This window comes from Paenibacillus puerhi (genome assembly GCF_009846885.1).
In the GTDB taxonomy this organism is placed as follows: domain Bacteria; phylum Bacillota; class Bacilli; order Paenibacillales; family NBRC-103111; genus Paenibacillus_G; species Paenibacillus_G puerhi.
The window spans coordinates 37,165-61,453 of record NZ_WUWM01000010.1 but is presented as its reverse complement, the minus strand read 5'-3'; the positions used below and the strand labels follow the sequence as shown (position 1 = coordinate 61,453).

Here is a 24,289-nt window from a genome sequence, read left to right as displayed (position 1 = left end):
CGTATTCGCTGTTTCGTTCAATTCTCCTGCAATCGGGTTAAAAGTTTTGTCAAAGATTGTAGAAATTCCTCCCGATCCGCTTCCGTCATCGCTTTCGGGCCTTTCGTGTGCTTGCCTCCCCGGCGCAAACGGGCCTGCTCATGTCGGCGGTCCAGCAAAAAATCGATCGTCCGTTCCGTGAACCACTGGCCGCGATTGGAAATCGCATGCGCCTTCTTCCCGAGTGCAAGGGCGGCAAGCCCGAAGTCCTGCGTAACCAGCACGTCGCCGGGGCGGATTTTGTTCGCGATATACAGGTCCACCGATTGATCGGAGCGGTCCACTTGCACGACCTCCACGCCTTCCTGCGGCTGCAGCCGATGATCGAACGAAGCGACCATCAGCACGCCAAGATTAAACCTCGCCGCGGCGGTACGGATCTCCGTCTTAACCGGACAGGCATCGGCATCCACAATCAATTTATAAGTCATTGGCTACCACCGGATTTCCTGACTTTTAAAGTTTCCGTAATATTATATACGATGAAATTACAAAAAATCCTGCTTTTCGCTTCAAAGAATAAGCCGTTCTTCATTTATCGCGAGCGGAGGAAGTCTATGATCATGCTGGCCGTCTCCTCGACGGCGCGATTCGAAACATCGATGACCTCGCAGCCTATCCGCTTCATAATTTGATCCGCAAACTCCAGCTCTTTCAGAATCCGCTCGGTATTGGCATAAGTCGCATTCCCCGGCAATCCGAGCGCCTTCAAGCGTTCGGTTCGAATGGCATTCAGCTTCAAAGGATCGATTCTGAGCCCGATAATCTTGTTGGGGGAGACGGTGAATAACTGCTCAGGCGGCGCGATTTCGGGCACCAGAGGCACGTTCGCGACCTTGTACGTCTTGTGGGCCAAATACATGGACAGCGGCGTCTTGGAGGTACGCGAGACGCCCACCAGCACGATGTCTGCCTGCAGCACGCCATTGAAGTCCCGGCCGTCGTCATATTTTACGGCGAACTCGACCGCCTCGACTTTTTTAAAATAATCCTCGTCCAATCTATGGATCATCCCCGGCTCATGACGGGCCTCCTGGTTAAGCGTGCTCTCCAGCGTCCGGATAATCGGTCCCAACAGATCGATATACAAGATCCCCTTGCGCTCGCACTCCAGAATCAGATAATCCCTCAGTTCGGGCAGCACCAAGGTAAATACGATGGCGCCTTTCCGCTCCAGCACATGGAGGATCAATCGGTCGATGTCCGACGTATCGTGCAGAAAGGGCACGCGTCTGATCTCGACATGCAGCGGCTCGAACTGTACGGCGGCGGCACGGACAGCAGCCTCCCCCGTATCCCCGGCCGAATCCGACGCAACAAAGATGACCGGCTTCACTTTCGTTTCCATCTGGAACCGCCCCTTTATTCAATATGTAAGTAAAAATGAAAAATGGCCGTCGTGTTCTCTCTTCTCTTACGAAAAATGCGACGATTTGTTTCAGTCAGGCAACAAAAAATCCCGCTACTCAAAGCCTTATCTTGATAGACTTTGTAACGAGAGTTTTAGAAAAAACATCATATAATAATACCATTATAGCAGGTTCCAGTCAAATTATACCTAGCCTTTCAAGTAGCCCAAATATTCAAATACCGTAACGCTCCATCTGCTCGATAAAGTCTCGCGACTTTAATCGAACTCCGACATGCGTATCGAAATAAACTCGCAGCAAGTGCTTCAGCAGCTGCCGGTTCGACTCCTTGACATCGATCGAGCCAAGCCGCCTCACATCCGCCTGAGCCATTAAGCGCAGCAGCTTGAGCGCCCCCGTCGTTAAGGGAATGCCTTGCGGATCGCGCAGCTTGCACATCTCGCATAACGTCCCGCCCAAGGCGACACTGAGCGCTACCGGCTCCGCTTTGGAGCCGCATACGACACACTGGTGCAGCTCGGGGGAATACCCGGCCTGCATCAGCATCTTCATCTCATACATATGAACGACGATCTGGGTATCCTTGCCTTCCTGAAGAGCCTGGAAGCTGCCCTTCAACTGTTCGTACACATAAGGGTGGCCTTCCTGGTCGGCGAACATTTTGTCCGTCAGCTCAGCGAGGTAGGAGGCGTAAGCCGCAAGATGCAGATCCTCCCTCAGCGAATGAAAGGCTTCCACGATATCTGCCTGATTCATGGAACCGAGCCCTTGTTGACCCGCTTTAAAAAAAGCATAGTCGCCTAGCGTAAACAGTTGAACGGCTGACCCGAACCGGCTTTTTACTTTTTTGGCGCCTCGGGCTACGACGCTCATTTTTCCATATTCCCTGGTAAACAGGGTCACAATTTTGTTGCCTTCCCCGTAGTCCATGCTGCGGATAATAAGGCCTTGGAGTCTGTATTGCATCGGCAGCCTCTTTCCTGCTTGCCCGGGACATGCTCCAGGTTTGCTTATTTTGCTATTGGAGCCACTCGGTTTCCTGGGTGACGCTAAGGTCCTCCGGCTCCTTAGCCTCACTTTCCTCACCGTTCGATTCTTTATAAAGCAGGTAGGCATCCACGTCGCCGGTCATTGAAAAATACTTCCACGAAAAGTCTTTCATGGTACATCCTCCCCTAGTTGACCAGTATTTTATACAATACCTGTTTATAAGTGTAGGATGATACGAAGCTCATCGAAGTATGCGGCACAAAAACTGGCATGTATGACTTCCATTAACCTGCCGAATCGCACTTGAAACGGATGCTTCCGCCTACTCGTGGCGGAAGCCCAGGTCCTTCAGCACTCGCTCCTGATTGCGCCAGTCCTTCTTCACCTTCACCCAAAGCTCCAAAAATGTTTTGGAGCCCAGCAGCGCTTCGATGTCTGCGCGCGCCTTCTTCCCGACCTCTTTGAGCAGAGCCCCGCTCTTCCCGATAATAATTCCTTTCTGGGAATCGCGCTCTACATAGATCACCGCCGAGATGTGAACGACGCCATTATCCTGCACTTTCATATCCTCAATGCCGACGGCGATGGAATGCGGAATTTCCTCCCGCGTCAGATGCAAAATTTTCTCGCGGATCAGCTCTGCACAAACGAACTGCTCCGGATGGTCGGTAATCTGATCGGCCGGATAGTACTGCGGACCTTCCGGCAAGTACTTGACAACCTGATCCAGCAAGGTGTTGACGTTGTTGCCGTTCATCGCGGAGATCGGTACAATCTCGGCGAAGGGATACAGCTCCTTGTACGTCGTAATGATCGGGAGCAGCGCCTCCGGATGCACCTGATCGATCTTGTTCATGACCAGAATGACCGGCGTCTTGACCTTCTTCAGCTGCTCGATAATGTAACGGTCGCCGCCGCCGATACCTTCGACGACATCGATCAGGAACAGGATGGCCTCGACTTCCTTCAGCGCGCTTTCGGCCGCCTTCATCATGTAGTCGCCCAGCTTGGATTGCGATTTGTGAATGCCCGGCGTATCGAGGAATACAATTTGGGACTGCTCCGTCGTGTACACGCCGTGTATTTTGTTGCGGGTGGTTTGCGGCTTATCGGACATAATCGCTATTTTCTGACCGATCACCTGATTCATAAGGGTTGACTTGCCGACGTTCGGCCGCCCGATAATAGCGACAAAGCCGGATTTGAATGGCGCTTTTCGCGCATTGTCTGTTGATGCCATCAGTTGCTTGCTCCTCCGTCCAGATCATGGGATGTAAACGCGCCCGGCAGCAGCTCCGCTACGGTCGTTCGAGCTATATCTCCTTGCAGGTTGGCCATGTAAACCGGCATATCCGGCGCACAAAGCTCGATCATCACCTGCCGGCAGACGCCGCAGGGCGTGATCGGCAGCGCCGTATCCCCGATAACAGCCAGCGCCTGGAAAGAGCGCGGCTTGACGCCATCTGCGATCGCTCGATGCAAAGCCGTCCGCTCCGCGCAGTTGGTCGGGCCGAACGCTGCGTTCTCCACGTTGCATCCAAGATGAATACGGCCTTCCGAATCGAGCAAGGCGCTTCCGACTTGGAACTTGGAATAAGGCGTATATGCCCTCTCCCTGGCAAGCCTAGCCATTTCAATCAATTCGCCCGGTTGCATACGCTCACGCTCCCTTCCTCTTCAAGTCGTTATAACAAATACAAATAAAAGCTGAATACCGTAATCAAACTGCCGAGCAAGGCTCCGAGCAGCAGCGAGCCAAGCGGTCGTCTCCGCTTGTCATGAAGCGCGAGCGTCAGTACAACGGCCAGCAGATAGCCCAGCAGCGACACGAGCGTATCCTCCGTCCGGTAAGCAATCAGCGTGGAGACGGCAAAAGCGACGGCGCTCAGCAGGCTGGGCTTCACCCAGGTTCCCTTGTCGGTGAAGCGGGTCTGGACCACGATGACGCTAAGAATGACCAAGGATAACAAGATCCATACCGCCCCCGCGGTAAACGCATGCCCCTCCACGAGGCGTCCGCTGCGGATCAGACGATCGACGGGCTCGTAGAACACGATCAATCCCGTAATAACGGCAAAAGCTGCAGTCACCAGTACCGCGGCTGCAGCTACGTCTTTGGCGATTTTGGCGAGCGGATGTATGTCCGGCATCGCCAAATCGACCGCCTTCTCAATCGCGGTATTGATAAGCTCTGTCACGATGACGAGCGTCACCGCCAGCAGAAGGAACAGGACATCCGTCTTCGGCAGTCCAAACAGCAGGGCGACCACGAGCGCAGCAAAAGCCGCAAAAAAGTGGAACTTCATGTTGCGCTGGGTCGCTAGCGCATACTTGACGCCTTCATAGGCATACCGGAAGCTTCGCTGCCACTTGGCGGGCTGTCTCAACGCGTTAGGCCTGCCTGCTGCAGAATAAGCTCCTGCTTGCCGAACATCACTTTCTCCTCGTCCTCTTCCTGATGATCATAACCGATCAAATGCAGGAAGCCGTGCACGAACAGGAAGCCCAGCTCGCGTTCGACGGAGTGGCCGTACTCTTCCGCTTGCGCCACAGCGCGCTGTACGGAGATGATGACATCGCCCAGCGGTTCTTCGAAGCTGTCCTCGTCTTCATCCTCGTCAGCCCCATCCTCGCGGAGATCCGCTTCCTCGGCTCCGTCAAGCTCGGCTCCTTCGGCCGCATCGATGAATTCGAATTCTTCTTCATCGTATTCTTCGTCGCCATAGATAATCTCAATCTCGTCCTCGCCCATCTCCTGCATGGAGAAGGACAGGACATCGGTTGCCTTGTCCAGGCCGCGGTATTGCTTGTTAAGCTCTTGAATCGCCGCATCGTCGACAAACGTCAAAGCCACCTCGCCATGCGGGACGTCTTCGGCCTTGCCCGCCAGGCTCAGCAATTGTTCCAGCTTGGCAATCAGCTCTGGCGTAATCTCGATCTCGGACTGTTCGTTATTCCATGACAACCGCAAACTCATAGGTTCACCTCATCTTCGATAAAATGGATGCTCTGCGCCTTCGGCCGCCGTTCTACTTCAGCGGCTCCGCCTTGGGAGGCTGAGCCTCGGCCGGGTATTCGATCCGGGAGTGGAAGATGCCCAGCAGCGTTTCATTCAACGTCCTGGCGATCTGGTCCAGCTCCTTAATCGTCAGGTCGCATTCATTGAACTGGCCGTCATCCAGCCGGCTCTTGATAATTTTGCGCACCATCGAGTCGATCTGTTCCACGGTCGGATTCCGCAGAGAACGGACAGCCGCCTCGACACAGTCCGCAATGCCTACGATCGCGGCTTCTTTGGTTTGGGAATTCGGCCCCGGATAACGGTACTCCTGCTCCTCCGGCGGCTCCTCGCCCCGTTCCTCAGCCTGCTTCCTGGCTTTGTGGTAGAAATATTGCAGCAAGGTCGTACCGTGATGCTGTTCGGCGATATCCCGGATAGGCTTCGGTATGTTGAACTCCCTCAGCATCTCCGAGCCGTCCCGCGCATGGGCCACGATGATCGACTTGCTTAACGCTGGATCAATTTTATCATGCGGGTTCTCGATATTGGTCTGGTTCTCGATAAAATAACTCGGACGCTTCGTCTTGCCGATATCGTGGTAATAAGCACCAACCCGGCAGAGCAGTCCGTCAGCTCCGATCGCTTCGGCTGCCGCTTCGGACAGATTGCCCACCATGACGCTGTGATGATAAGTGCCTGGCGTCTCCGTCAACAGCTTACGCAGCAGCGGGTGATTCGGGTTGGACAGCTCCACGAGCTTAAGCGGCGACAAAATACCGAAGGCCACTTCGAAAAACGGCAGCAAGCCAATGACGAACACCGCGGTCAACAGGCCGCTTCCGAGCGCGAAGGAGGCGGCAAAGATGGCTTCCCGCTTCGTCTCCTGCTCCTCGAACAGCATCATCGAGGCGACCAGCGTCACCGCCAGCAGCGATACCATAATCCCCGCCTTAAGAATCGACGAGCGCTGGCTCGCACGCTGGATCGAGAAGATGGCGGCGAATGAAGTCGCCAGCGTAAGAAGCCCGTAACGGAAGTCGAACACCTGAACATGTTCCGGGTTAAATATAATGCTCGCCGTCACCCCGAACAGGACGGTCGCAACGAAGGCCATCTGCGGATTGAGCAGAATCGTAATCAGCATCGCACCTAAGGCCGTAGGCGCCAGGTACCCGATGAAGGGGTAATCCAATCCCTGCATCATCGAGAACACCTTCATGAAAGTAACGGTCAGGAATAATATCAATACGAGCATGACCAATTGGACATTATTATGACGGATCGGAAGCGCACTCTGCTTGACGTACATGTACAGCAGAAGGCAGCACAGCGCCACGAATATGACCAATCCCAGATGCGGCCAGTAGCTCCGCTCGTCCTTCAGCAGCTCGAGCTGTGCCAGCCTTTGATACACATCCTCCGTTATTTTATCGCCTTTATGCACAAGCACATCATTCTTATTGATATATACCGGCTTTACATTGTCTCTCGCGTGCCCCTTCGCCTCTTCGGTCCCTTTCTGATCATAGAACTTGTTGGGCGTCAGCGAGGCTCTGACGAGCTCCTGTACGAGCTCGCGCACGTTGTTTTTGGACAAGGGCGACGCGTTCACCAGCTCAGCCACCTTAGCGCGTCCGACCTGGGCGTCGAGCAGCTGGTCCGTCATAAGACGGGAGACGATATCGCGCGACACCGGTTCCATTGCGGCCAGATCTTCCTTCGTCAGACGAGGCAGCTTGTAGAACGACTCCTCCGGAATCCGGTATTGCTGTTCATCAAACGCTTTGCGCATTTCCGCCAGCAGCTCGGGGCTGTACTGCCCGCTGTTTTCGAACAGCTTCAATTGGCGGCTCAGATGGTCCTTGACGATCGTCGGTATAACCGTTCGGTAAATGCTGACTTTGTCTGTGGTGGAAACGTCGGCATCGGCATTGATCTGCTGCAGCTTCTCGAACATCAGGTCGATAGCCGTCTCGTTTTTGAGCGATACGATTTTATAGACCGGCTGGACGCGCGCTGCGGCCTCTTCCTTCGCCTTCTCGGTCTCCACCTCGTTCAGGATCGCCCGCGGTGCAGGGATATCCTTCTCAGCCAGAGAGTTCAGCTGAATATCGTACGTTTGTGGAACGATCCGATGGAGCAGCGTCGCATACATAAAAATCGCCAGCGCCAAAAATAGAAGAAAGCGCACGACGGCGCTGTATCTCCAGCCGGCAAGCCGGTACTGAAATTTGCCTTGAATGGAAACGCGGTTGTTCATGATGAAAGGTCAGCCCTTTCTCAGCCTTCTTTGTCTTCATTGTAGGCCACAATGATTTTCTGCACGAGCGAGTGCCTGACGACATCCTGCTCCGCAAACGTAATAAAGCCGAGCTCCTCGATTTTACTTAGAATGCGCCGCGCTTCCACAAGCCCGGAGGATTTGCCCCGGGGCAGGTCGATCTGCGTCACGTCGCCGGTAATGACCATCTTCGAGCCGAAGCCGAGACGCGTCAAAAACATCTTCATCTGTTCGGGTGTCGTGTTCTGCGCCTCATCGAGGATGATGAACGAGTCGTCGAGTGTTCTTCCGCGCATATAGGCAAGCGGAGCAATCTCGATCAAGCCGCGCTCCAGCGACTTGACGACCTGATCCGGGCCCAGCACGTCGTTAAGAGCATCATACAACGGGCGCAAATAGGGGTCAACTTTTTCCTGCAGATCTCCTGGCAGGAAGCCGAGGTTCTCCCCTGCCTCCACGGCAGGACGGGTCAGCACGATCCGCTTGATCCTGCCCTCCTTGAGCGCGGCTACGGCCAGCACGACGGCGATGTACGTCTTGCCGGTCCCCGCAGGACCTATGCCGAATACAATATCTTTTCTCTTGATTTCATTCACGTATTGCTTCTGCCCGATCGTCTTGACCCGGATGGGCTTGCCCTTATGCGTGACTGCGATCTCTCCCTTGAACAGGTCGAGCAATTGATCGGCCTTCATCTCGCGGGACAAGTCCAGCGCATAGTTCACATCGCGTTCCGTCAGCACATACTGGTTGCGGATCAACTCGAGCAGTACCGTGAACAGGTGCTCCAGTCGCGTGGTTTCTGCTGCTGCTCCCTGGATGACGATCGATTCCTCGCGAGTAAAGATAGAGGCTGGCACGGCCTCTTCGATCAGATGCAGGAACTTGTCCTGCGGGCCGAACAGCGCTTGGCCTTCGGCAGGGGTCTTCAAAGATATTTTAACCGTTGTCGCTTGTTCCATTAAATTCTCCTTATGAAGGGTTATGGCACAATCGGCTGTTCTTCCGCGATCGGCTCTTCTACTTCCAAAAGCACTTCCATATAAACTTTACCATTCTCCGCCTTCTCATGCAAAATTTTTTCCGATACGACTCTTGAATGCTTGCCCGCATCGGATAAAATACTCGCTTTCGCCTGCTCCAGTCCGACCGCCGCCGCTTCTTTTTCATCGACGGGCTGCTCCAGCAGCTGAACCTCCATGACCTTCTCCTTCAGCCAGCCTATCGGCAGCGTAAAGCTGCGCCAGACCAGCGTTTTGCGATCCTGTATCGTCTCCGTCTGCTCGTACGGAACATTGCCGTATCCCGTCAACTGGATGCCCCGGCTCCCCAGCACCAAGTACGAGCGTGTTTTGCTTTCGCCCGTGTATACTTTGTACTGCCGGGTCAAAGGCACTTCGACCGTCGGCTTGTACCAAACAATGCCCTTAACCTCGCCGCTTGCAACGACAGTCTGGGTATGAATCTCGTCTCCGAGAATTCCGGATATGAGAATGTCTCCCTTGCGCACGTATGTATTGGGTTTCACGAGCGGACGCCCCTTCTCGGCAAATATATCGGTAACCAGCGCGCTCTTCGAAGCGACGAGATGACGAGGATTCATCAGCGGCGGCTTTACCGGTATCCGGGCCTCCACCACCTTGACGAGGACGTGCGTGCCCCGTACCTCCACCCCGATCCAGGCCGCTTCCGGCAGCCTGCTTTGCAATCCCCGCGACAGCTCGGAGGGCTGGCGGAGCTTGAATTTCCACTGCATCCGGAAGATGCCCTCCTCCCGTGCAGCCTGCAGAATACGCTCAGCCTCCAGCTTTTCGTTTCCTTCCACCTTGACCTGCCATACCAGCGAGGATAGCAAGTAGATCCCGATGACGAACCCAAGCAAGCCAATAGCGAAAAACTTGCGCTGCTCCAGCTTGTCCAGCCAGAACGGCAGCCCTTCCTTGCCGCGGATCCGCAGGCGGGAGCCTGTCCCTCTCAGGAGCGGACGAAGCCGAAAAAAATCACGCACGGTCACGTGGAATATAACCCGATTCTCGTCCACATAACGAATGTCCCAGACGGACATTCGTTTCTCCGACAGCATATTGACCAGGCGCTCCGGCTTCGCCCCCGTCACTTCGACTCGCACGATGCCCCGCAGGCGCTGAATGAACGGTTGCTTCAAGCTCCTCTACCCCTTTCCGGACTACTGCATATATTGGATATCACGGATAATTCCTTCGATCATGACCTCGTCGGGCATAATCGCCCGAATGACCAGATTCGAGCCGACAACCTCAAGCTTTCCTTTGGGAAGCGCCAGCTTCAAGGATTCGCTTGAAAAATGAAGGACGCCTCGATGGTTCTCAATGTATAACTGCAGGTTCCCGATCATCGTGATCCGAGGCAAGTCCAAGGCGACGTCTTGAGGCAAGTCGAGCAGTTTTGCCGTAAACTGATTGATTTTGCGAGTAAGACTGCGCATACCTAACCTCCTCCGGCAGCTTGCGAGCTACATGTCCACGCGTACCCTTCTGTACACGGCTATGGATGTGCGTATACGGCGGCAAATCTCGGGCTATTTACACCATATGCCCCAACTCGCAATTTATGCCAAACGCGCAAAAAGCGCCGTCCTCACGAATGCTCGTGAAGACGGCGCTTGCCGGTCTTGCGTTATACAGCAACAGGTTCGCCGTTAGCGGCGGCGGTAAGGGTTCTTGGCCCGGGGAGGGCCCAAGATCTCAGCCCACAGCACGCCCCGTGCCACATCCTCGGGACGCAAGGCCCCTAACGGCTCTCCAGAAGCGGCGGAGGTGCTCCCGGAGGCCTGGAGGCGGCCAAGCGATGCCTCAGACGGTGAGTACGCTGCCCTCGCCGTCTCTTGTCCCGACGCTTGAGAAACAGACGTTCTGGAGTCGCCACTTTCTGAATAGTCGTAGCTGCGTCCGTCTCGATCGCTACGCTCGCGATGAAGCTCGGCGCGGTCGTACTCATCAGCGGCTTGGCGCACCGGCTTGAGAGGAGCGGCTGCCACCGGCTTCTTGCGAACGGGAGGGGACTCCTGGGACGTCGGCCAGCCGGACCTGTCTCCTCCAAAGGGCGGCATGGGATTCCGCCGCGGCTTGTCGGGACCTCCTCCGAAAGTCGGCATCCCCTGCGGGCGTCCCTTCGGACCTGTTTCGGGTCCGCGCTCGGCGTCCTGGCCGCGGCTCCCGTTTTTTTTGAACATCGAGCTCAATACGAAAAAGGCTATGGCTACAAACACCCAATTCTGCAGCAATAGATCAAGCAGCTTCATCCGCGTTCACCGCCTTTCTTCCTGACTTCCCGGCACGGGATATTACGCGTCGTCACCAGGCTTTGGACCGGATTCATTCGTTCTGCCCAAGCTGGAGCGCATCTGAGTATCCGCTTCGATGTTTTGCAGGTTCATGTAATCCATCACGCCCAGCTTTCCTTCGCGCAGCGCCTCAGCCATAGCCAGCGGCACCTGAGACTCGGATTCGACAACCTTCGCTTTCATCTCGACGACGCGCGCCTTCATCTCCTGCTCTTGGGCGACAGCCATAGCCCGGCGCTCTTCCGCCTTGGCCTGCGCAATCCGCTTGTCGGCTTCCGCCTGTTCCGTCTGCAGATGAGCCCCGATATTTTTACCTACGTCCACATCGGCGATATCGATCGACAAAATTTCGAAAGCTGTACCGGCATCCAGGCCTTTGCCCAGCACGGTACGGGAGATCATATCCGGATTTTCCAAAACATCTTTATGGGAATTGCTGGAACCCACCGTCGTAACGATCCCTTCGCCGACCCGGGCGATAATCGTTTCTTCGCCGGCGCCGCCGACCAGCCGGTCGATGTTGGCGCGAACGGTAACTCTGGCAATGACTTTTACTTCAATCCCGTCCTTGGCAACGGCAGACACGATCGGCGTCTCGATAACGCGAGGGTTAACGCTCATCTGAACGGCCTGAAGCACGTCCCGGCCAGCCAGGTCGATCGCGGCCGCGCGTTCAAACTCCAGATGAATATTGGCCCGATGGGCAGCGATCAGCGCATTGACGACACGGTCGACGTTACCGCCAGCCAGAAAGTGGCTTTCCAGCTGGTTGACGGACACGTCGAGGCCAGCCTTCCTTGCCTTGATCAGCGGGTTCACGATCCGGCTCGGGATAACCCGGCGCAGACGCATCGCAACCAGCGTGATAATACCGATGCGAACTCCGGATGCTAGTGCCGCAACCCACAGCATCACCGGTACGAAAGTGAAAAATACGGATAGCGCGATAATAATAACGACCACCAAAATTAACATGGATATTAAACCGGTATCTACCATAAGCGAATATCCTCCTCTATTGTTGTGTTATCCCTTGCTTAGGAAGGGTCTTTCCAAGGCTTGACTACAATTCGCGAACCTTCTACGAAAGTGATCACGACCGGCGACCCGGCAGAAATAAATTCGCCGTCCGTCACGACATCAAGCCGTTCTTCGCCGAATAGCGCGGTTCCTGATGGGCGAAGCGGCGTTAGCGACTGCCCTTTCATGCCTACCAGCTCCACTCGGCTCACGGCTGATACATATCCCTCCTGCGTGGAGAGCTGATCCTGGAGAATGAATCTGTTCCAGACGCCGCGCTTTCGAAATACCCGGATGAAGATGAAGACCACGATCAGCGCCAGTACGAACGCGATCCCCAGGTTCGCCATGCCCAGCTTCATATTATGCGCCGACAGCACGACGCCGCCGAATAAGCATAATGCCCCAAGCACGCCCAGGATGCCGAAGCTGGCGACGAACATCTCCATCACCAGCAGGAAAAACCCGGCGACGAAGAGTACGATCTCCTCCACTCCCGCAAAACCCGCGATGTAGTGGCCGAAAAAGTAGGAAGCGAAGCCCAGAATACCGAGAATTCCTGCAATCCCGAACCCCGGTACGAACAGCTCGATGGCGACGCCCGCGATGCCGATCAGAAGCAGCATCACCGAAACCCAGGGCTGAGTGATCCAGCGGGAAAGCTGTTCGGCAATACTTAGATTGATCTCAACCAGCGGATGCTCCTCTCCGCCGATGAAGGCTACGACGGCCTGCCGGTCGGCGACCAGCGTCTCCGCATACCCGACCTTAACGGCTTCTCCGGCTGTCAGGGTCAGAATATCCCCCTTAGCCACTTCACGGCCGATCTGCGGCAGCGAGATACCCATCCGCTTATCGACCATCGCCTGGGCGACCAGCGGGTCGCGGCCGCGCAGCTCGGCCGCCGCGGACATGCGGCTGGACCAATAGGAAATAATCTTAACCTGATCTACCTCTTTCCCTGTCGCATCTACGACGGCTGCCGCCCCCATGGAGCTGCCCGGCCCCATTGCGATGCGATTCGCGTTCAGAGCGATGTAGGTGCCGGCTGAGATTGCTTTACCCCGCACATAGGCAATGGTCGGAATCTTGCTTTCCTTCACCAGTTGTCCGATGTTGCCCGCCGCCTCCACGCTTCCCCCCAGCGTATCAATCTCCAGGATGATCTCCTTCGCTCCGAGCTCCTCCGCCTCATGAAAGGCTCGCTGCAGGAAGCGTTCGAGACCGTTCTCAATCGTGTGCTCCACCGGTATTACGACGATCGGTGCCGCAAGGGGCGGCGTGGACGCTGGAGCCGCCATTACTCCGGCCGCCGGAATCAGCATGCCCAGGATCAAGAGCGCAGGCAGCAGAAACCGGACGAGCCGCCCCTGTTTATTGAAGCGCTTCCGCCAAAGTGGATGCATGATGCCCATGGTGTACCCTCCTTCTTGACTGACTTCGACTTCGACAACTGCCTTTCCTCTTTCCTACATAGAATAGCCAGTACGTCAATGTAATACGCAGCAAACGTCAATATGATTCATTCCGCAGTAAAACAAAGAAAAACACCCCGTTATGGAGTGTTTCCCATGATAGTTAAGTAAGAAATTGCTGAACAAACTGATTCACAATTTTACCATCAGCTCGTCCTTTAACCTTTGGCATCAATGCGCCCATGACTTTTCCCATATCCGCTTTTGAAGAAGCCCCCACTTCTTGGATGGTCTGCTGTACAATGGCTTTTACTTCTTCATCGGAAAGCTGTTGCGGCAAGTATTCCATCAATATGACGATCTCAGCCCTAAGGTTCTCAGCCAAATCTTCACGACCGGCCTTCTCAAATTCTTGGAGGGAATCTTTGCGTTGCTTAACCTCACGATTCAAAACATCAAGAACTTCTTGTTCTTCCAAGGGTTTTCGCTGATCTATCTCAATGTTCTTGATAGCGGCACGAACCATACGGATAACGGAGAGTTTAAACTTGTCTTGACTCTTCATCGCGAGCTTCATGTCATCATTCAATCTGTTGCTTAAGCTCATCGATTAAGCCCCCTAGAACTTTCTCTTACGAGCAGCCTCAGACTTCTTCTTACGCTTGACGCTAGGTTTCTCATAATGCTTCCGTTTCTTAACCTCCGCCAACACGCCATCTTTAGCGATGGAACGCTTAAAGCGGCGAAGTGCAGCATCTATCGTTTCGTTCTTGCGAACTCGAGTTTCTGACACCAGTTTTCCCTCCCTCCGAACAGACCGTCCAAGACGATAAAAGACATTCATCACACCTCATTATAGGGCAATGACCAACCGAGTGTCAACCTAGAATAGAAAACTCTTGCTGGGAAGCAGGCCCCCAATCAGCCGTTCACCGACCCTAGCTTCTCTCCCCCCAGAAGGTGAAGATGAAGGTGGAAAACCTCCTGGCCGCTATCCGGTCCGGAGTTGGAAAGGAGTCGATAACCGGACTCCGCGACGCCCTTTTCCTTGGCAATCTGCTGCGCCACACGGTGCATGTCGCCGATCAGAGAGAAATCCTCCCCTTCCGCTTCGGTGACAGACGGGATATGCTTCTTGGGAATGATGAGCACATGTACGGGCGCCGATGGCCTGATATCCAAAAAGCCCAAAACTCGGTCATCCTCATAAACCTTGGTAGAAGGAATCGTCCCCTCGACGATTTTGCAAAAAATACAATCCACGCTCGTTTCCCTCCTGCAACTTTTGACATCGTCTTTTTCTATGATACATGAATTTGCGCCAAAAGAAAAATAATGGCATTCCCTGCTTGCCGAACAAATTAGACTTAAAGTCTAATTTGGCGTATCATTTCTTGGCGGCATCGCCTATAATGGTCGTATACAATCTTTCTGAGCCTGAAAAAGGAGGCGCCCCGTGAGGCCATTCATGCGCGCGGCAACCCGAAAAAAACGTGAGCAGCTGATGGAAGCAGCCATTCGTCTGTTTATACAGCGAGGCTACGAACAGGTCTCCGTCGATGACATCATAGCTGCGACCGGCACGTCCAAAGGGACGTTTTATCATTACTTTAAAGGAAAAGATGAGATTCTGCTGGACTTGCCCAGGCAGCAAATGGAGATAATCCGTGTCTGGTCGGAACGAAAGCCTACTCAGGTTCCTCCACTCGAGCAGCATATCAACCGGCTGTTTTTGGAACTGGCCGCCCATGCCGCTCCCTCTGCCCGCTTCATCCGCAGCTGGATCGCGCTATCGCTTCAGAACGAGAGTCTGCAAGCGGCGATGAACGGCCTCAGATCCACTCTGTATGCCGCCGTCCTGCGCTGGCTGCCCGACCCGGGCAAAGCCCACGCACTCGTGACGTCCTACTTCGGATCGCTGATGCTCTGGTGCTCGCAGGAGGAAGACAGCGACCTTACCGAGCTTATTCGCCAGCAGTTGAACTGGACCTGGTCCGGAATCCGTCACGAAGCCAGCCCCGAGCCTGCAGAGAGATGTACCACAATGAAAGGGGATTATCCTATGAAAGTAGCAATCATCGGAGGCGGACTTGCAGGGTTGACTGCAGCCGCCTATTTATCCGAGCAGCACGGGATTCAAGGCGTGTTGTTCGAGCGAAGTCCGCAGCTTGGCGGCCGCGCCTTTACATACGAAAAGGCCGGATTTACGCTTAACTATGGCGCTCACGCTGTCTACGGCATCGACCGTCACAAGCTGACCGTCATGGAACGCGAGCTCGGGCTGTCCTTCAGCTCCAAGCAGGTGGACAAACGCAAGGTGATGTATGCCAAAAACGGGCAGCTTACGCCCGCTCCGCTCGATTTCGTCAATCTGATGCGCACCGAGCTGCTAAACCCCTTGCAGAAGGTTCGCTTCGTGGGTGAGATTACGGCGATCATCGCAAACATCCATCAGCTGCGCAATTACCCGACCCTTGGCGACTACTTGGCCGAATCGGATGCTGACGAGGATGTGAAGGAGCTGTGGGAGCACCTCGTTTGCTCCAACTTCTTTATCGCGCCGGAGGAAGCCCGCAAGGTGCCCGGTCATGTGATCAGCGACTATTACCATAACTTGTTTTTGTCTAGCCGCCCGGTCAATTACGTGCTTGGAAGCTGGGCTGTCATTACGAATCAGCTGCGGGAGAAAATCGAGCAATCCGGCAACTGGAGCATCGCCCTGCAAGAAGGGGTCGAAAATCTTCGCTATGCGGACTCCCAGTACGTGCTACGCACCAAGAACCGGGAGGAAGCATTCGACCGCGTTATTTTCGCTATGCCGGTTCAGCAGGTATGCAAGCTGCTCAAGGATACCCCATGGGAGCCGTTCCTTGCCCCTTACGAGCATAACAGCTCCACGGAGGTTATGGTCTATGACATCGGTCTGAAGCATGTTGTCGCCCGGCCGTTCAGCTATATCAGCGACATGGACAACAAGCTGTTTATCAGCGACGTATCGGCTACCGACCATACGCTCGTTCCCGAAGGCGGTCAGCTGCTCCAAGGAATTGCCTACTTGAGCGATACATTCGTGGACGAGGCCGAGCGCAAAGCTTACTTGGAAAAAAAGACGAAGCAGATGGAAGCTCTCTTCGATGAGTATTATCCGGGCTGGCGTGAGGTTACGGAGGTCAAGCGCGTATCCAAGAAAGCGATGGTCGCGAGCGTGAAAAACATCGCTGGCAATCGACTGCTTCCTACGCGGGTCGAAAGCGTGCCCTTCTACTTCTGTGGAGACGGCTGTCAGGGCAAGGGGGAACTGGCCGAACGTGCCTTTTCTACCGCCAGACAGGCCGCGAAATATGTTTTGGATGAGCTGGCTGTTCATGCCTAGGTCATCTCTTCCTTGCTAAGACCAATAAGGAGCTTTCAGGCCCAGAGCCTGAGGGCTCTTTTTTTCTGCGCCAAAAGCCCTCTGCGGACGGCGGCGTCCGAAGAGAGCTTTTTGGCGTGCGTTAAACCAAACGGGTCCATAATCCCTCAAGGCGTCCGAATTGCCGTTTGACCCAGGCAACCCAGCCAGCCTCGGGCTCCGAGCTTTCATCTGCAGCAGCCGCGACGCTGGCATCCGGCGCAGAAGAAGCAAGTGAAGCTGACAAAGCTGACGCTGCGGATGCGGATGCTGAGGCTGCCGATAACTTAGCGCCGCTGCGGATGTGTACGGTTCGCGTCGCCCCGTCCCAAGTGACGGTACCGCCGAATGCTTCGCTCGCGAAGCGGGCGGGCACCAGCGTCGATCCCCCTATCAGCTGCGCGGGCACCTCCAGCTCGATAAGCTTCCCGTTCACAGAAGCCTCCCGGCTGCCGATGGCGATAGCTACCTCCTTGGCTCCCTTTCGGGCCGTAGCTGTACGGGTCGTGGCATTCCACTCAACAGTCGCGCCCATCGCTTCGAAAATAGCGCGGATCGGCGCGAGCGTATTGCCCTCCCGGATGACCGGGGGCTGTTCAAAGGACAAGTCCTTCCCATCCAGCGCAACCGATATGCCTGACGCCAGCGGAAATGACCGGTTCGCGCTCTGCTTGCCCGCCTTGTTGTATACGGTTATACCGAGCACCGAGCCGTCGGGTACCTGTCCCGCCTTCAGCTCCAGCCCGTAGGGAGGCTCCGTTTGCTCCCCGATCAGCTTGCCATTCAGATTGTACTGAACCTTGCCCACATAAATATCGGGAATCTTGATAAATGGCGTGATGCTCGCCTGCTTGTAGAAAACGGAACCCGCCCCCAGCGGGACAAGTCCGGTCTGATCGGATGGCCGGGCCCCCTGCTCCACTTTGGTTAAATAATACGGCGGAGCGATCAGCTGCTTATACAAACTCATCATGGCGTCGTTATCGCCCAGCAGGTAATTGTTCTTGCTCTCCGACATTTCCAGATTCACGTTGAAGTACGTAACCGACTTCAGCCTCGGATACTTATAAGGCATAATGCCGTACAAGCGCTGCAGGTTCATCGTTCCGTATTCGGTGAAGGATTCCTTGGGAATGTTGGCGTAATGCGACACGGCCGTTTCGCTGATCATCAGCGGTTTGCGCTCCGAGTAAGTGCGGTATAAATAATCGAGCCTTTCAACGGGACTGGTCCCCTGCATATTCCCTTGTTGCGGATCGCCGTTCTCATACGGCTCGCTGTACAGACTTACCCCGACCCAATCGACGTAGTCATCTCCCGGATAATAGGCATCCATCGAGTACATCGGCACATCCCCGGGGCTCCAGACCATGGCTACGTTGGGGGCCTCCTGCTCCATGATATCGTGCACCATACGAAAATTACGGATGTACTTGGCGGGATCGCCATGCCACGGGATCCAGTTGCCGTTCATTTCGCTTGCGTAACGAAGGAAGATCGGAATGTCGGCGGCCTTGGCCTGCTTCGCCCATTCACGCACGACAGCCTCCTTGACGGCATCGAGACCATCCATCGGCTCCCAGGCAATCTGCAAGCTCCCCCCAGCCTTCCTGGCGCGATCCGCATACTGCTTCGGGAACGGCTTGCCAACCTGCGTATAAACGAGGTACAAAGCATGCTTCTTGCCATAAATGGATTCCGAACGGTCGTAGTAATTGAGCATCTTGGGATCGCGCTCCGGGTACAGGCCGATATACATCCCGTACTCCGGCTCGAATTTGGCCAGCTTGCCGTCCGCAGGAAGCCCCCGCTTGCGCAGCGCCTCGGTATCGGAGGTAGAGATGTAAGCCTCGACGATCGTACGGATCTGTTCGGCTCTTTGCAGATCGACGGCTCCCCAGTCTTTCCCGTCCTTCAACCAGTAGTCGTTCTCGCGTTCATAATAAACGATGGCGCGCTCGTATTCCCCGATGGAGTCAAAATAAGCGTTAAGCCTGCCGCAAAACAAGGCGGCATTCTGCCAGTCGCCAATCCCGGCATAGTGCTCCACTAAAAACTCCCAATGGGGAACGGCTCCCGCTGGATTGCCTGCGGCTGCCGCCTTGTCGGCCGCCTGCCATCGGTTCCATATCTCATCGGCATGTACAGTCCCGGTCCCGGTGAACAACAAGCCGGCACCCAGCGCAAGTACAAGCAAAGACCGGACTGCAGCGCCCCTACGAGATCGCCGGGGCCCGCGAGGGTTATTCCGGAAAGCGGCACCACCGTCATTCGCGGCATAAGGAAGTTCCTGGATACATGCGGATTTCCGTCGTGTACGATTCATCAATCTTGTCTCCCCTTTACGGCATCGCCGTCGTGTCCATTTCCCTATTCCGCTTCATATGCGTTTCGCGATAATCTTATGTACGGAAACAACGGCCTCGCGTTCCACAGCAACGGCTGCCCCGGCCTTTCGTCACGGTCCCGGCCGGTCACATCGTCTCCAGTACGACCCGGCTGCCCCGGCCGCCCGGTTCAGCAGGCTGCACGACGAGCCGGCGTGGAAGTCTGGCGCGCAGCTCCGGTACGTGACTGATGACGCCCACGGTCAGGTTGTCTACATGCAATTTCTCGAGAGCTGTCACCACCGCATCGAGTAGATCCGGGTCAAGCGTACCAAACCCTTCGTCCAGGAAGAAAAATTCAAGAGGGTACTCGCCCTTGAGTTGAATTTGCGTCGACAGAGCCAAGGCCAGCGAGAGCGATGTCAGAAAAGTCTCTCCCCCCGACAGCGTCGTAACCGGACGCCGCGTGCCGCCATTGGCATCGTCCCGGATGACGAAGCCGCTGCCCGAGTCGACCTCGATCGCATATTTCCGGCGTGTCAGCTGTCCCAGACGCTCTGAAGCAACCCGGCTTACATGCATCAGCTGCTCCTCGGCCAAAAATTCCACAAAGGCGTTGCCCCGCAGCACCCCCTGCAGCTTGCCCAGCAGCGTCAGCTCCTGCTGCAAGCTCTCGCGTTCCCGCTCCAGCTCCTGCCAGCGCCCGTGTTTCTCGCGAAGCGCCTCGCAATCCCGCTCCGCTCTTGCTGCGGCCTGCAGCGCCTCCTCGTCCTTCGACTTGCTCGCAGCCAGCCGGCTTTCGGTAAGCTCCCAGGCTTCGTCGGTGACGGAGCGTCCGGCGAGCAGGACATCCAGCTCCTGAAGACGGACATTCACCTGATGCTCCTGCTTGCCATGCCCCTCCACTTCCAGGGTCCATGCCGATCTCTGCTCGTCGGATACGAGCGCTTCCTCGACCTCAGCTGCGGCCGTGAAGCCTGCCGCCCCCGATTGCTCCAGCCATTCGCTCTGCGTCTGGGCGTCCAGCGCTTCCGCCGATTGCTCGGCTTGCCTGGCGGCAGCTTCATGGGCGGAAGCCGATTGGTGGGCGGCCAGCGCCTGCTCGCGGCGCCCGGCCGAGGCTTCCGCCTCCCCCCGCAGACGCTGCAGACTGGCGGTCGCCTCGGCTGCAAGAGAGCCGAGCTCGCCATCTCCGACCAAGCCGTGCAGACGCTCCGTCTGCTGCCGGAACTGCCCCTCCAGCGCTTCCTTCTCGGCCGCGAGCCTGACCGCCTGCTTCTCCAGCCCGCTCTGCTCCAGCTGAAGCTGCTGAAGTCTCGATTCCTTCTCCTGGAGAAAAGCGACGCTTGTCTCCAGACGTTGACGAATATCCTCCGCAGCCGCCTCCTGAAGCCTTCCCTGCTCCGCAAGCTCCGGGACCCGGGCAGGCTCCCACTCCGCGTACGCACGCTGCCACGCTTCGCGCTGCGAGGCAAGGGCCTGCAGCCATTCCCCGGCTTTGGCCTCTTCCGCCGCGATCGCGGCCTCCAGGGTTTGCAGCCGGGTTTCCAGCTCCTGCCGCTTGCGCTCTCCCTGGCGGGAATGCTGCAGCAGCTCCTGCCATTGCTTCTCAAGCTCGTCAGCCCTCTGCTCGAACCGGCGAAGCGCCCCGGCGCAATCCGAGTGAGCAGAAGATAAAGAAGCAGGGAATTCGGGACTCAGATGCTCAAGCAGATCCACGAAGTCCGGCAGGAAAATGTCCGCCTTGGGGTAAGCCGCCAGATGCTCGGGCTGCCGCTCGCCGGTATGCACACCAAATGGCATCTCAGAGCCCCTGGGGGGCTCAGCAGCCGAGCCGAGGGACTGATCCGACCGGCCGGCCGCTGCCTGCAGGCGGGCTTCCAGCAGCTCTGCCTGCGCGTCCGCTCCGGCGGCAGAACCATGCAGCTGAGCGCACTGCCTCTCCAGCGAATCCAGCCGCTGAAGCAGCTGGCGCACGGCGAACTGCTCCTCTCTGGTCCGCTTGCGGCTATGCTCAAGCTCGGCGGCGTCATCCGGGAGCCCTCCGGCTTCCCGCATGCCTTTCCTTTGTCCCGCGGCTCCGGCTTCCCACGCGGCCATACCCGCAGCTCCTGCCGGTCCAACAGACTCCGCCTCTCCGTCATCAGGCTGCTTGGGTACAGCGCGCACTCGATGCCTCTCCAGCGCCGGGTGCTCCTTCGAGCCGCAGACCGGGCACTCTTCCCCGTCCTGCAGCTGCGCGGCAAGCGCTTCGGCCATGGCTTCGCGCTCGGCCGCCAGATCGCGGCGACGCCTGAGCTCCTCCTCGCGGGCCGCCGCCTGCTCCAGTTCGAGCAGCCTCGCTTCCACGATGCCCGCTGCCTGACGCAGACTCCCGGCATGCGCCAGCCATGCCGCGGCCCGGCCGCTCCAGGCTTGCTCCCGCTCCGCCTGCTCCTGCAGCCGCAGCCGCTCGCGCGCGGCTTCCTGCCGCTGGCCGCTCGCTGCGGCCTGCCGCTCGGCAGCCAGCGCCTCCGTCCGCTCCAGCTCGCGGGCGGCCTGCAGCGCATCCTGCAGCCGCGTCCGGACCGCAGCCGGCGTCTCGACGCGCGCCAGCTCCGTCTTGAGCTGCGCCTGCCGCTGCTGCGCCTTCTCGCGCAGCCCCCGCTCGCGCGCCTCTTCGGCGCGCTGCGCGGCCAGCCCGGCGTCCGCGCGGCTCGCCTCCGCGGCGAGCACGGCCAGCCGCTCGCGGGCGGCGGCAAGCTCGGCCGCCAGCTCCGCGGCGTAGCGCAGCTGCTCGAGGCGCGCGGCCAGCGGCGCCTCCTGGGCCGCCAGCGCGTCGCGAGCGGCCTGGTGCGCGGCCTCCGCAGCCGCAAGCGAGCGTTGGGCGGCGGCCAGCGCCTCGCCCGCGGCCGCAGAGGCGGCCTGCGCGCCGGCCAGCTGCGCGCGGGCGGCTGCGCGGCGGCGCACCAGCGGGCGCAGCCGCTCGGCCTCGGCCGCGCGCGCGAGCCTCGCCGCCAGCGCGGCGATGCGCGGCGCATCGGCGGCCAGCGCGGCGCCGCGCGCGGCGAGGATGCCGCGCTCGCGCTGCAGCTCGCGCACCGCGCGCTGCTCGGCCGCGAGCTGCTCGCATGCCGTCAGCGCCTCGCGCGCAGCACGGGCGGCAGCCTGCGCTTCCGCCAGCCTGGCTTCGGCCAAGGCCAGTGCTTCCTGAGACGCATCGCCAAGTCCCTGCTGCTCCGCCTGCAGCTGCTTCACGCCCGCATCGGCTTGCTTGTAGCGGGAGGCTGTTTTGGCGCTTAGCCGATCCCCATAGGGCTCCAGGTGGAACAGCCGCTGCAGCATCGCACGGCGGTCCTTGCCCGCCAGCGTCAGAAACTCGGCGAATTTGCCCTGCGGAAGGACAACCGCCCGAGTAAAGTCGGCCATAGACAGACCGAGCAGTTCCTGCACCTGGTGATTGACCTCGCCTGCTTTATCCGCCAGGACGACTGTCTCTCCGTCCTGCTGTCGGATCAGCCGGCACAAGCTGCCCAGCATGGACTGATCGCCGTTTCGCTTGAACTGCCGGTCCACCCGGTAGCGGATCGCTCCGCCGGGAGCGGCCAGCTCGAAGCTGAACGATACGGCCAGCACGTCCTCGGCCTGGTTCATGACGGACTGCGTTCCTCCTGGAGCGCGCTCCACTTTTCCGTACAGCGCCAGCGTTATCGCATCCAGAAGCGACGACTTCCCGCTGCCCGTCGGGCCGAAGATGCCAAAAACGCCCGCTCCCGTCAAAGCGGCGAAATCGATCTCCTGCAGCTCTCGGTAACTTTGCAGGCCCGTAATTTGCAGCAATATGGGTCTCATTTCATCGACTCCTTCTAGAAAAGTGCAATATCCGCGGTCCCCTCTCCTCTTCCCTCCAGGCGACCTTTCCGATTCCGGTGGCTGCTGATTCCGTTTCCGTTGATCTACACGGCAGAAGCCGGATCGTCTTCCTCATCCGCCAGCAGCTCCAGGAACAGCTGGATCAGCTCCGGCTCCGGCTGAGCCCCTCCGGTTTGCCGCTCGTAGAAGCGGCGGAACAGCTCGTCCATCGGCACCTTGGCTACTTCCCGTATCCGGTCCGCCTCAGCCTGCAGCTCGGGATAGACCGGACGAATATGAATGAACCCTTCGCGCGCCTGCCGCAGCCGGTGAATTTGCTCCAGCGAGATCGTCTCCTGCAGATGCAGCTCCAGATCGATCCACGCTGCGGCGTCCTTGCCCTCCTCCAGCCAGCGGTACACTTCGGCAAGCCCTCCGCGAGCCTGCCATTCGACCAAGGGCCTCCCGCAGGATAGATAAAGCTCCTCCAGCACCGGAGCTCCCCCCGGGGCGATCTCGATAATCGTCACCGACTTCGCTTGCCCCGCCTCGGAGAAGCTGTACGCCAGCGGAGAGCCGCTGTACCGGATCAAGCAGTCCCCGCTCATCTGCTGCTGCGGCCGGTGCAGGTGGCCTAAAGCCGCGTAGCTTGCGCCTGCCGATAGCGCCGAAGCATCGACCGTATAGGCGCCTCCGACCTGGATAGGCCTCTCCGATTCCGTTTCCTTGCCGCCCATCACGTACAAATGGCTCATCAGCAGATTGACCGTATCCGGCCCGAAGTGGCGCGCCTGCTCCAAGGCGATATGACGGACCCGGTCGGAATAGGCCGAGCGGAGCAGGGCTTCGTCCGTCTCGTCGGTCAGCAGCTCCTTAAGCCGGGACTCGGAAGGATAAGGCAAAGCGAACAGCACGGCGCTCTCCCCGGTCCGCGGGATCGCGATCCGGTGAACGCGCGCCTCGGGCAGGCCGATCAGCTTGACGCCCAGCTTGTCCGCAAGCGGCGCGGCCGCAGCCAGCCTGTCAGGATGATCGTGGTTGCCGGCAATCACATAAACCGGCCTGTGACCCTGATCCGACAGTCGGGCAAGCGCCTCATAGAACAATTGTTCGGCAGCAGCCGGCGGATTCACCGAATCATACACATCGCCCGCGAGCAGAACCAGATCGATCTGCCGCTCATGGACGATCGCCGCCAGCTCGTCGATGAACGCTTCCTGTTCCGCCAACCGGCTCCGCCCTTCGAGCGTTCGCCCAAGATGCCAATCTGCCGTATGCAATATACGCATGCCCAGTTCCTCC

At 57.6% G+C, this 24,289-nt stretch carries 22 protein-coding genes; 1 reads left to right on the top strand and 21 read right to left on the bottom strand.

From position 1 onward, the window contains the following. Positions 1 to 17: 17 nt before the first annotated feature. From GSF01_RS11015 to GSF01_RS10930, 18 genes are all read right to left on the bottom strand, one after another. Complete coding sequence (locus GSF01_RS11015; protein ID WP_159883863.1) at positions 18 to 470, bottom strand: YaiI/YqxD family protein; 453 nt, start codon at positions 468 to 470, stop codon at positions 18 to 20. Between the two features lie 104 nt (positions 471 to 574). Continuing rightward, the gene (locus GSF01_RS11010; protein WP_159883861.1) at positions 575 to 1,387 is read right to left on the bottom strand and encodes a pyruvate, water dikinase regulatory protein; all 813 of its coding nucleotides are present in this window, start codon (positions 1,385 to 1,387) and stop codon (positions 575 to 577) included. 235 nt (positions 1,388 to 1,622) lie between these two features. After that, a complete protein-coding gene (gene recO / locus GSF01_RS11005) occupies positions 1,623 to 2,375 on the bottom strand; it encodes a DNA repair protein RecO (protein ID WP_159883859.1) in 753 nt (250 codons plus the stop codon). A gap of 52 nt (positions 2,376 to 2,427) precedes the next feature. After that, complete coding sequence (locus tag GSF01_RS11000) at positions 2,428 to 2,571, bottom strand: YqzL family protein (protein ID WP_159883857.1); 144 nt, start codon at positions 2,569 to 2,571, stop codon at positions 2,428 to 2,430. A 150-nt stretch (positions 2,572 to 2,721) separates the two neighbouring features. After that, positions 2,722 to 3,639: a GTPase Era gene (gene era / locus GSF01_RS10995; protein ID WP_159883855.1), complete on the bottom strand. Its 918-nt coding sequence runs from the start codon at positions 3,637 to 3,639 to the stop codon at positions 2,722 to 2,724. Beyond that, positions 3,639 to 4,055, bottom strand: a complete 417-nt coding sequence (gene cdd / locus GSF01_RS10990) for a cytidine deaminase (protein WP_159883853.1) — start codon at positions 4,053 to 4,055, stop codon at positions 3,639 to 3,641. The genes era and cdd overlap by 1 nt, the downstream gene beginning before the upstream one ends. Positions 4,056 to 4,084: 29 nt before the next feature. After that, the gene (locus GSF01_RS10985; protein WP_159883851.1) at positions 4,085 to 4,786 is read right to left on the bottom strand and encodes a diacylglycerol kinase family protein; all 702 of its coding nucleotides are present in this window, start codon (positions 4,784 to 4,786) and stop codon (positions 4,085 to 4,087) included. Continuing rightward, positions 4,783 to 5,376, bottom strand: coding sequence for an rRNA maturation RNase YbeY (ybeY, locus tag GSF01_RS10980; RefSeq protein WP_159883849.1), 594 nt, complete (start codon positions 5,374 to 5,376; stop codon positions 4,783 to 4,785). The genes GSF01_RS10985 and ybeY overlap by 4 nt, the downstream gene beginning before the upstream one ends. Before the next feature lie 52 nt (positions 5,377 to 5,428). After that, positions 5,429 to 7,660: an HD family phosphohydrolase gene (locus tag GSF01_RS10975; protein WP_159883847.1), complete on the bottom strand. Its 2,232-nt coding sequence runs from the start codon at positions 7,658 to 7,660 to the stop codon at positions 5,429 to 5,431. A 20-nt stretch (positions 7,661 to 7,680) separates the two neighbouring features. Beyond that, positions 7,681 to 8,643 carry a PhoH family protein gene (locus tag GSF01_RS10970; protein WP_159883845.1) on the bottom strand — a complete coding sequence of 321 codons (963 nt, stop codon included), beginning with the start codon at positions 8,641 to 8,643 and terminating at the stop codon, positions 7,681 to 7,683. Between the two features lie 20 nt (positions 8,644 to 8,663). Continuing rightward, positions 8,664 to 9,845, bottom strand: coding sequence for a sporulation protein YqfD (gene yqfD / locus GSF01_RS10965; protein ID WP_159883843.1), 1,182 nt, complete (start codon positions 9,843 to 9,845; stop codon positions 8,664 to 8,666). Between the two features lie 21 nt (positions 9,846 to 9,866). Then, complete coding sequence (gene yqfC, locus GSF01_RS10960) at positions 9,867 to 10,145, bottom strand: sporulation protein YqfC (RefSeq protein WP_159883841.1); 279 nt, start codon at positions 10,143 to 10,145, stop codon at positions 9,867 to 9,869. A gap of 213 nt (positions 10,146 to 10,358) precedes the next feature. Further along, a complete protein-coding gene (locus GSF01_RS10955) occupies positions 10,359 to 10,961 on the bottom strand; it encodes a hypothetical protein (protein ID WP_159883839.1) in 603 nt (200 codons plus the stop codon). 42 nt (positions 10,962 to 11,003) lie between these two features. After that, positions 11,004 to 12,002, bottom strand: coding sequence for a flotillin-like protein FloA (gene floA, locus GSF01_RS10950; RefSeq protein ID WP_159883837.1), 999 nt, complete (start codon positions 12,000 to 12,002; stop codon positions 11,004 to 11,006). A 38-nt stretch (positions 12,003 to 12,040) separates the two neighbouring features. After that, the gene (locus tag GSF01_RS10945) at positions 12,041 to 13,438 is read right to left on the bottom strand and encodes an NfeD family protein (RefSeq protein ID WP_235941406.1); all 1,398 of its coding nucleotides are present in this window, start codon (positions 13,436 to 13,438) and stop codon (positions 12,041 to 12,043) included. Between the two features lie 163 nt (positions 13,439 to 13,601). Beyond that, positions 13,602 to 14,045 carry a GatB/YqeY domain-containing protein gene (locus GSF01_RS10940; RefSeq protein WP_159883835.1) on the bottom strand — a complete coding sequence of 148 codons (444 nt, stop codon included), beginning with the start codon at positions 14,043 to 14,045 and terminating at the stop codon, positions 13,602 to 13,604. 12 nt (positions 14,046 to 14,057) lie between these two features. Continuing rightward, positions 14,058 to 14,231, bottom strand: coding sequence for a 30S ribosomal protein S21 (gene rpsU, locus GSF01_RS10935; RefSeq protein WP_010491812.1), 174 nt, complete (start codon positions 14,229 to 14,231; stop codon positions 14,058 to 14,060). A gap of 128 nt (positions 14,232 to 14,359) precedes the next feature. After that, positions 14,360 to 14,701, bottom strand: coding sequence for a histidine triad nucleotide-binding protein (locus GSF01_RS10930; RefSeq protein ID WP_159883833.1), 342 nt, complete (start codon positions 14,699 to 14,701; stop codon positions 14,360 to 14,362). Positions 14,702 to 14,894: 193 nt separating this feature from the next. Here GSF01_RS10930 and GSF01_RS10925 point away from each other — a divergent pair, with 193 nt between their 5' ends. Then, positions 14,895 to 16,811: an FAD-dependent oxidoreductase gene (locus tag GSF01_RS10925; protein ID WP_159883831.1), complete on the top strand. Its 1,917-nt coding sequence runs from the start codon at positions 14,895 to 14,897 to the stop codon at positions 16,809 to 16,811. Between the two features lie 121 nt (positions 16,812 to 16,932). Here the strand turns inward: GSF01_RS10925 and GSF01_RS10920 are convergent, their stop codons facing one another. The 3 genes from GSF01_RS10920 to GSF01_RS10910 form a co-directional block, all read right to left on the bottom strand. Continuing rightward, a complete protein-coding gene (locus GSF01_RS10920) occupies positions 16,933 to 19,155 on the bottom strand; it encodes a stalk domain-containing protein (RefSeq protein ID WP_159883829.1) in 2,223 nt (740 codons plus the stop codon). A 148-nt stretch (positions 19,156 to 19,303) separates the two neighbouring features. Next, positions 19,304 to 22,987 (bottom strand): AAA family ATPase, encoded by a 3,684-nt coding sequence (locus tag GSF01_RS10915; RefSeq protein WP_159883827.1) that lies wholly within the window; start codon positions 22,985 to 22,987, stop codon positions 19,304 to 19,306. Between the two features lie 104 nt (positions 22,988 to 23,091). After that, positions 23,092 to 24,276, bottom strand: coding sequence for an exonuclease SbcCD subunit D (locus tag GSF01_RS10910; RefSeq protein WP_159883825.1), 1,185 nt, complete (start codon positions 24,274 to 24,276; stop codon positions 23,092 to 23,094). Between the last annotated feature and the right edge of the window lie 13 nt (positions 24,277 to 24,289).